General features: G+C 41.1%; 7 protein-coding genes. 5 read left to right on the top strand and 2 right to left on the bottom strand.

Features of this window, described 5'->3' with window-relative positions; genetic code table 11:
* Positions 1-180 precede the first annotated feature (180 nt).
* From rpiB to HW45_RS04150, 3 genes are all read left to right on the top strand, one after another.
* On the top strand, positions 181-633 hold the full coding sequence (gene rpiB / locus HW45_RS04160; protein ID WP_038225066.1) for a ribose 5-phosphate isomerase B: 453 nt from the start codon (positions 181-183) through the stop codon (positions 631-633).
* Positions 626-1,303: a ribulose-phosphate 3-epimerase gene (gene rpe / locus HW45_RS04155; protein WP_038225062.1), complete on the top strand. Its 678-nt coding sequence runs from the start codon at positions 626-628 to the stop codon at positions 1,301-1,303. Before rpiB ends, rpe begins: the two co-directional genes overlap by 8 nt.
* A 145-nt stretch (positions 1,304-1,448) precedes the next feature.
* Positions 1,449-2,198, top strand: a complete 750-nt coding sequence (locus HW45_RS04150; RefSeq protein WP_051867750.1) for a metalloregulator ArsR/SmtB family transcription factor — start codon at positions 1,449-1,451, stop codon at positions 2,196-2,198.
* Positions 2,199-2,213: 15 nt separating this feature from the next.
* Here HW45_RS04150 and HW45_RS04145 read toward each other — a convergent pair whose 3' ends face one another.
* Positions 2,214-2,882, bottom strand: coding sequence for an HAD-IA family hydrolase (locus HW45_RS04145; protein WP_038225059.1), 669 nt, complete (start codon positions 2,880-2,882; stop codon positions 2,214-2,216).
* 534 nt (positions 2,883-3,416) lie between these two features.
* Between HW45_RS04145 and pykF the strand changes: the two genes are divergently transcribed.
* Positions 3,417-4,829, top strand: a complete 1,413-nt coding sequence (pykF, locus tag HW45_RS04140) for a pyruvate kinase PykF (protein ID WP_038225057.1) — start codon at positions 3,417-3,419, stop codon at positions 4,827-4,829.
* A gap of 154 nt (positions 4,830-4,983) precedes the next feature.
* A complete protein-coding gene (locus HW45_RS04135) occupies positions 4,984-5,667 on the top strand; it encodes a GntR family transcriptional regulator (RefSeq protein ID WP_038225055.1) in 684 nt (227 codons plus the stop codon).
* Between the two features lie 413 nt (positions 5,668-6,080).
* Here the strand turns inward: HW45_RS04135 and HW45_RS29485 are convergent.
* Positions 6,081-6,698: hypothetical protein (locus tag HW45_RS29485; RefSeq protein WP_038225052.1), on the bottom strand; the 618-nt coding region annotated here is incomplete at its 5' end.

Genomic DNA, 6,698 nt, shown 5'->3' with positions numbered 1-6,698 from the left:
ATCACAAAATAAATTATTTTATGAAATTTGCAATATTGTGAATTTTATTGTGAATTTTTTATCCGCTATTTTTCAATTACTTATATGATTATTGGCGATTTCAATGAAATTTAAATATTTACAGACGTGAATTTTATCGTAAAATTAAAGCCATATTCATCGGTTAAGGTACAGACAAACATGATCATTTCTATTGGTTGTGACCACGTAGGTTTCGAACACAAAGCTCTCGTTATTAGTCACTTAGAACAAAAAGGTCATCAAGTGATCGACTTAGGTGCTCAATCTGCCGAGCGAACAGACTACCCTCAATATGGCAAAGCGGTTGCAAACTCAGTAATTTCAGGTCAAGCCGAGCGCGGTATTTTGATTTGCGGTACAGGTGTTGGCATTTCGCTAGCCGCTAACAAAGTTCCAGGAATTCGCGCAGTGGTTTGCAGCGACCCATACACCGCCCAGCTTTCTCGCGAGCACAACGACACCAACATTCTTTCGTTTGGCTCTCGCGTCGTAGGAATTGAGCTCGCTAAAATGATTGTAGACCGTTGGCTAGAAGGTGAGTTTGAAGGTGGCCGTCACCAGAATCGTATTAACCAAATTGCTGACATCGAAAAGGAGCTCACTCATGGCTAAGTTTTGTCCTTCAATGATGTGTGTGGATTTCTCTAAATTACCTCAAGAGTTGGCTGATCTAGAGAAAGCCAAAGTAGATATGCTTCATATTGATGTAATGGATGGACACTTTGTTCCTAACTTCGCCCTAGGCCCGGAAGATATTAAGGCTATCCGCAATACAACCGATATTGAATACGATGTGCACCTAATGTTGTCCAATCCAGATCAGTACATTGATATGTTTGCTGATCTCGGTGCAAGCCTAATGTATGTTCATGCGGAGGCACCACCGCACCTACATCGTACGCTTGGTAATATTCAAGCTAAAGGTATTAAATCAGGTCTGGCTATCAATCCAGGCACACCACTGAGTGTGATTGAAGATGTACTTGATGTCACAGACGTAATTTTGGTGATGTCAGTTAACCCAGGATTTGCGGGGCAAAAGTTCATTGCCAATGCTTTCAATCGAATTGATCGCATTATTGACATGATCAACAAACAAGGTACCGATACTAAGCTGGCTATTGATGGTGCGATCAGCCCTGAAGTCATCGATTTGCTTAAGGATAAAATCGAATACTTTATCCTTGGTACTGCTGGCTTATTTGGTAAACCAACTAGTTATGCGGAAACCATGGATAACTTGAGAGCAATTGCAGATGGCAAGCTAGCCACCGCAGCTTAACCCCTACTTTAAAACCGCTCCTGCTATAAAACTGGCGTATAGCTTGATAAGACCTTTCAATGATGAAAGGTCTTTCTTTAACTGCAAATAACTCTCATAATATTGCCTGTAACCACACCGTGATGCTCAATCTCTTGAGGAAACCATGACTAAAAAGATTCTCTTTGTCTGCCGAGGCAATTCAGCACGTTCGCAACTAGCGGAAGCGATTATAAATCGCGATTATGCTGAGTTTTATCAAGCCTATAGTGCAGGGAGCAGTCCAAGTCAGGTTGACGCAAGAACGATATCGACATTAAACGATGCAGATTTTCCTACCGATGAACTGTATTCAAAGTCCATCGACGAGTTTAAAGACACGCATTTTGACTATGTAATTACGCTCTGCTCTTCAGCGCAGCGTGAATGTGGTGTATTCGAGAACACTGAAGAAAGTATTTATTGGGATCTTCCTGCGCCAACGTCACTCTCTGATATCTCCTTCGAAGCGTCTTTATATGATCTGCAAAAGCGCATCGACTTGTTTGTTACCGTTCATCAACCGACTAACGATTTAGATTTTGATCCTTTAGTACTACATAAGTGCTTAGGCGATCAGACTCGCCTCATGATCACTTTATTGATCTTTACAGAGGTTGAATTGAGTGTTGGGGAGCTGTGTGAAGCATTACAAGAATCACAGCCTAAGATTTCCCGAGCGCTCGCAGTACTCAGAAATTGCGGGATCGTTTCAGATAGAAGAAAAGGTCAATGGGCGTTTTACTCCATTTCAGGCAAACTACCACTATGGGCAATCGACATTCTAGACGCATCTGTGGTCAGTATGAGAGGAGCATTAGTGGCGGCTAATCAGCTACTCAACCAATCGACCACCCGCCCAGAAAAACATAATTAGCCACTCATTTTCGTATCATCGAATAAAGGTCAGCAGTTGGTGCATTTCAGTAATGCTATGTAAATATGAGCTATTGATTGCGGTCTCTTTATGCGGTTCCGCATGGGAAAAGTACAACGTGGTTACATTGGCTTTAACGCCAGCTTGAATGCCAACCAGAGAATCATCTATGAATAAACACTCTTCTGAGCTCACTTGCATTTTGTCCATCACGTAGTGCAACAGTTTGGGATCGGGCTTCCATGCATTGGCATCCAAAGCACTGAAGACAGTGCCTTCAAAGTACTGGTCTAGTTTAGCCAGCGGCAACGTAAACGCCATCTTTTCATGAGGAGCATTTGATGCGATACATACCGCAATATTATTCGCCTTCAGCTCATCCAATACTTCATAGACACCATCGATAACCGTTAATTGTTCAGCAAACAGCTCCTTACAACGCAGTCGATAGTGGCTAATAAGCTTAGCTAAACCATCATTAGCAAGCTTGGAGTTGTCGTCGACCAGTGCCCCGAAGATCTTTTCCAGTTTCGCGCCTTGAAACTGATCTTTGACATCATCATAGTTTACCTCGACGCCAATACTGCTTAGCACCTCTACAATAGCTTGCAAACACAAACGTTCACTATCGATCAGTGTTCCATCACAATCAAAAATCACGCATTTGATTCTCTTTGATGCCATATTTTATTTCACCACCTGATTTCAGTCTGTTGTCTTCGAACAACAAATCGCCATAAAAAGCACACAATATCATCACGGTTTATTGGCTTCAATGAAGGAAGAGTTTGTACCGTATGGACTACTATTTTGAAAAAAAGTTACCAAATGGTGCCCATTCATCCGGATTATTTATTTTGATCCAAAAATTAAATACTAAGCGCCGAAACCTTGCTCTAAAACAAGTTATGCACAGTGAAATCTGATCAATTCGGTGGTAGAATTCGTGCCCGAAAAGAAAAAAAATTACAGAATTAGCGGTTATTTTTTTGCAATCTTACTGAAATATAGTGGATTAGCTCAAAAAAAGTGGCCTAGAAAGCGCCTCAGTTGGTCATAAAATGACTAAACTTGTTGAAAGACTTTCATTTCTAGAAGAAGCAAAATAGGCAAGACATTTGATAGCTCATGTGAATTATTTATGGGCATCCCTAGCCTTCTAGAGAGACTAATACTAACTTTCAAATTGTAATAATATTTACCCGGAGAGTATCTTCCATGAAAAAGACCAAAATCGTATGTACGATTGGCCCTAAAACTGAATCAGTAGAGAAGCTAACTGAACTAGTAAACGCAGGCATGAACGTTATGCGTCTTAACTTCTCTCACGGTGACTACGAAGAGCACGGCACTCGTATTGCTAACTTCCGTGAAGTTATGGCAAACGTTGGTAAGCAACTTGCAATTCTTCTAGACACTAAAGGTCCAGAGATTCGTACTATCAAACTAGAAGGCGGCAATGACGTTGATCTAGTAGCTGGTCAAGAATTCACTTTCACAACAGATATCTCTGTTGTTGGTAACAAAGACACTGTTGCTGTTACTTACGCTGGTTTTGCACAAGACCTTTCTGCTGGTAACACTATCCTAGTAGACGACGGTCTAATCGAGATGGAAGTTATCTCTACTACTGAAACTGAAGTTAAGTGTAAAGTTCTTAACAACGGTGCTCTAGGCGAAAACAAAGGTGTTAACCTACCAGGCGTTTCTGTTCAGCTTCCAGCTCTATCTGAAAAAGATAAGAACGACCTAAAATTTGGTTGTGAGCAAGGCGTTGACTTTGTTGCAGCTTCTTTCATTCGTAAAGCTTCTGACGTTAAAGAAATCCGTGACGTTCTAAACGCAAACGGTGGCGAGAACATCCACATCATTTCTAAGATCGAAAACCAAGAAGGTGTAGATAACTTCGACGAGATCCTAGAGCTTTCTGACGGTATCATGGTTGCTCGTGGTGACCTTGGTGTTGAAATCCCAGCTGAAGAAGTAATCTTCGCTCAGAAAATGATGATTGAGAAGTGTAACCGTGCTCGTAAGACAGTTATCACTGCAACTCAAATGCTTGACTCTATGATCAACAACCCACGTCCAACTCGTGCTGAAGCGGGTGACGTTGCGAACGCAATCATGGACGGTACTGATGCAGTAATGCTTTCAGGTGAGACAGCTAAAGGTAAATACCCTGTTGAAGCGGTAACTATCATGGCTCAAATCGCTAACCGTACTGACGGCGCACTAAAAGCTGAGCTAGGTTCTCGTCTAGACAGCCCACGCCTGCGCATCACAGAAGCAGTATGTAAAGGTGCAGTAGACACAGCTGAGAAGCTAGCTGCTCCACTAATCATCGTTGCTACTGAAGGTGGTAAGTCTGCACGTTCTGTACGTAAATACTTCCCAACAGCAAGCATCGTTGCGCTAACGACTAACGCTAAAACAGCTGCACAGCTAGTTCTTACTAAGGGTGTTCGCCCAGTTCTTGTTGATTCAATCGACAGCACTGATGAGTTCTACAAAAACGGTAAAGAGTACGCTCTAGAGTCTGGTTTTGGTAAGAAAGGCGACATCGTAGTAATGGTTTCTGGTGCTCTAGTAGCTTCAGGCACAACTAACACAGCTTCTGTTCACGTACTATAATTCTTACAGTGCATTCAGAACATCTATAAAAAGAGGGCATACGCCCTCTTTTTTTTATAATTATCTTGCCCAATTTTTCAACACGCTGTACTATCCTTACGTTTTTACAACACAGCATACTGCTGAGTTGCTTTTAGGTAATTCTATTAAGTTAATGAGGTGCATTGTGTCTAGCCCAACTTTGACAGACAAAGTAGCGAAGCTAATCTGTCAGGATATTCTTTCCGGAGAGCTTAAACCAAACCAAAAGCTGGTTGTTGCGGAGCTTAAAGAAAAATATAACGTAGGAGCATCCCCTATCCGAGAGGCACTAATTCAGCTTTCGTGGATTAAGTACGTAAAGCTTGAACCGCAAAAAGGATGCTGGGTTGCACCTGTTTCTAAGGTCGAACTCTACGACCTATATGAAAGCCTCAAGGTTGTGTCCTCTGTGTTACTAGAAAAATCAATCAAAGAAGGCAGTGAAAGCTGGGAGCTGGAAATACTGACTGAGTTCCATAAGCTATCGCGCTTTAAGTTCCAAGCAGAAAACTTCAATTGGCAAGAGTGGGAAGAGCGTCAAGAAGCCTTCTACAGTTCTCTATTAAATGGTTGCTTCTCTAAGAACATGCTTGAGTTTTTTAGCGATATTATCAGGCAGGTTAAACGTTATCGACGTATCTCGCTAACCCATTCACCAAAGAGCTTCTCACAGCTCTTCAACCTCGATGAACATGAAAAGATCATGAAGCTAACGCTAGACAAAGATCTTGATGGTGCGAAACAGCAACTTGCTGAGCAGTTATATCGAATGATGAAAGAGATTGAGTCGACGGTCGATGAGATAGAAATGGCATAAAAAAATCGGGGCTAGCCCCGATTTTTACCATCCAAAAAACTCTTTGTGGTGCGTATTCAATAGTAGCACCATAGGCAAAAAGTATAATGCACTCAGCTTAATACCTAAAACAACGAGAGTCCCAATGGTAAGTCTTACCAAAAAGTGATTGTACATAACGAACCTCTACCACCCAACTATTTGACATCCTTAATATATTTTGTCAAAAACTTGAAGAATTCCGTTCTTGAAATCAGGAAAAGTGTTTGTAAAAAAGTGTGACCTATATTCAAGAACTGGTAGTTTACTGATTATTCCTTTTAGGTCAAGTTTTAACCAGCATTAGACTTTAGTCTAATGCTGAGGCACGAATTTTTCCACTCGATCCGAGACGAATCTCAATTTTGAATCTCTCTTACAAATGCATACTCGCTCTAAAAGAAATAGACCGATTCTGTACGCCAAAGTGCTGTTGGTTGTTGTCTTAGCCGAAATCCATAAAAGTTAGGATCCAAAGACAAGTCCTTATAGTACTGACGGTACAAATGTTCGCATTTCATCATCGAAATCTCGTTATCTTGCAAAGGCTTTCCACTGAAAAATCCAATGCGGGAACCCGTTTCAAGCCGAGATGTATTGCCTGCAAGAAAAATGTCCATACCATCAGAAACAGCCACACCACCTTCTACAACGACTATCTCCAACTTGTGTCTATAAATACTGTTAAAAAGCTGGAACTTACTTTCGTTACATTGCTTACCATCAACTTCATATATTTCCAGTATTTTTAGTTCAGGGTACTCTTTTAGTAAGGATAGAAATGCATCTAGAGTACCACGGCAAACCGTGCCATCTAGTGTGGCAACATTGGGGTTCATTACATAAAATGTTGCCGGCTTTTTACGTTGATCAAAATAGTTATTATCACATTCAGAAATAAAGCTACTTTTTAGCCCTGTGGATGAAGCAATCACTAAAGAAGATGAGCAAATAAATATAAGCCCTAGAATACGAGCTAATAGTTTATCACTAGAACCTATTGTTGAAGTAAA

This window comes from Vibrio sp. ER1A (assembly GCF_000733315.1).
GTDB classification, from domain to species: Bacteria; Pseudomonadota; Gammaproteobacteria; order Enterobacterales; family Vibrionaceae; genus Vibrio; species Vibrio mediterranei.
Note: the sequence above shows the minus strand (reverse complement) of the source record. Positions and strands in the feature narration are given on the sequence as shown.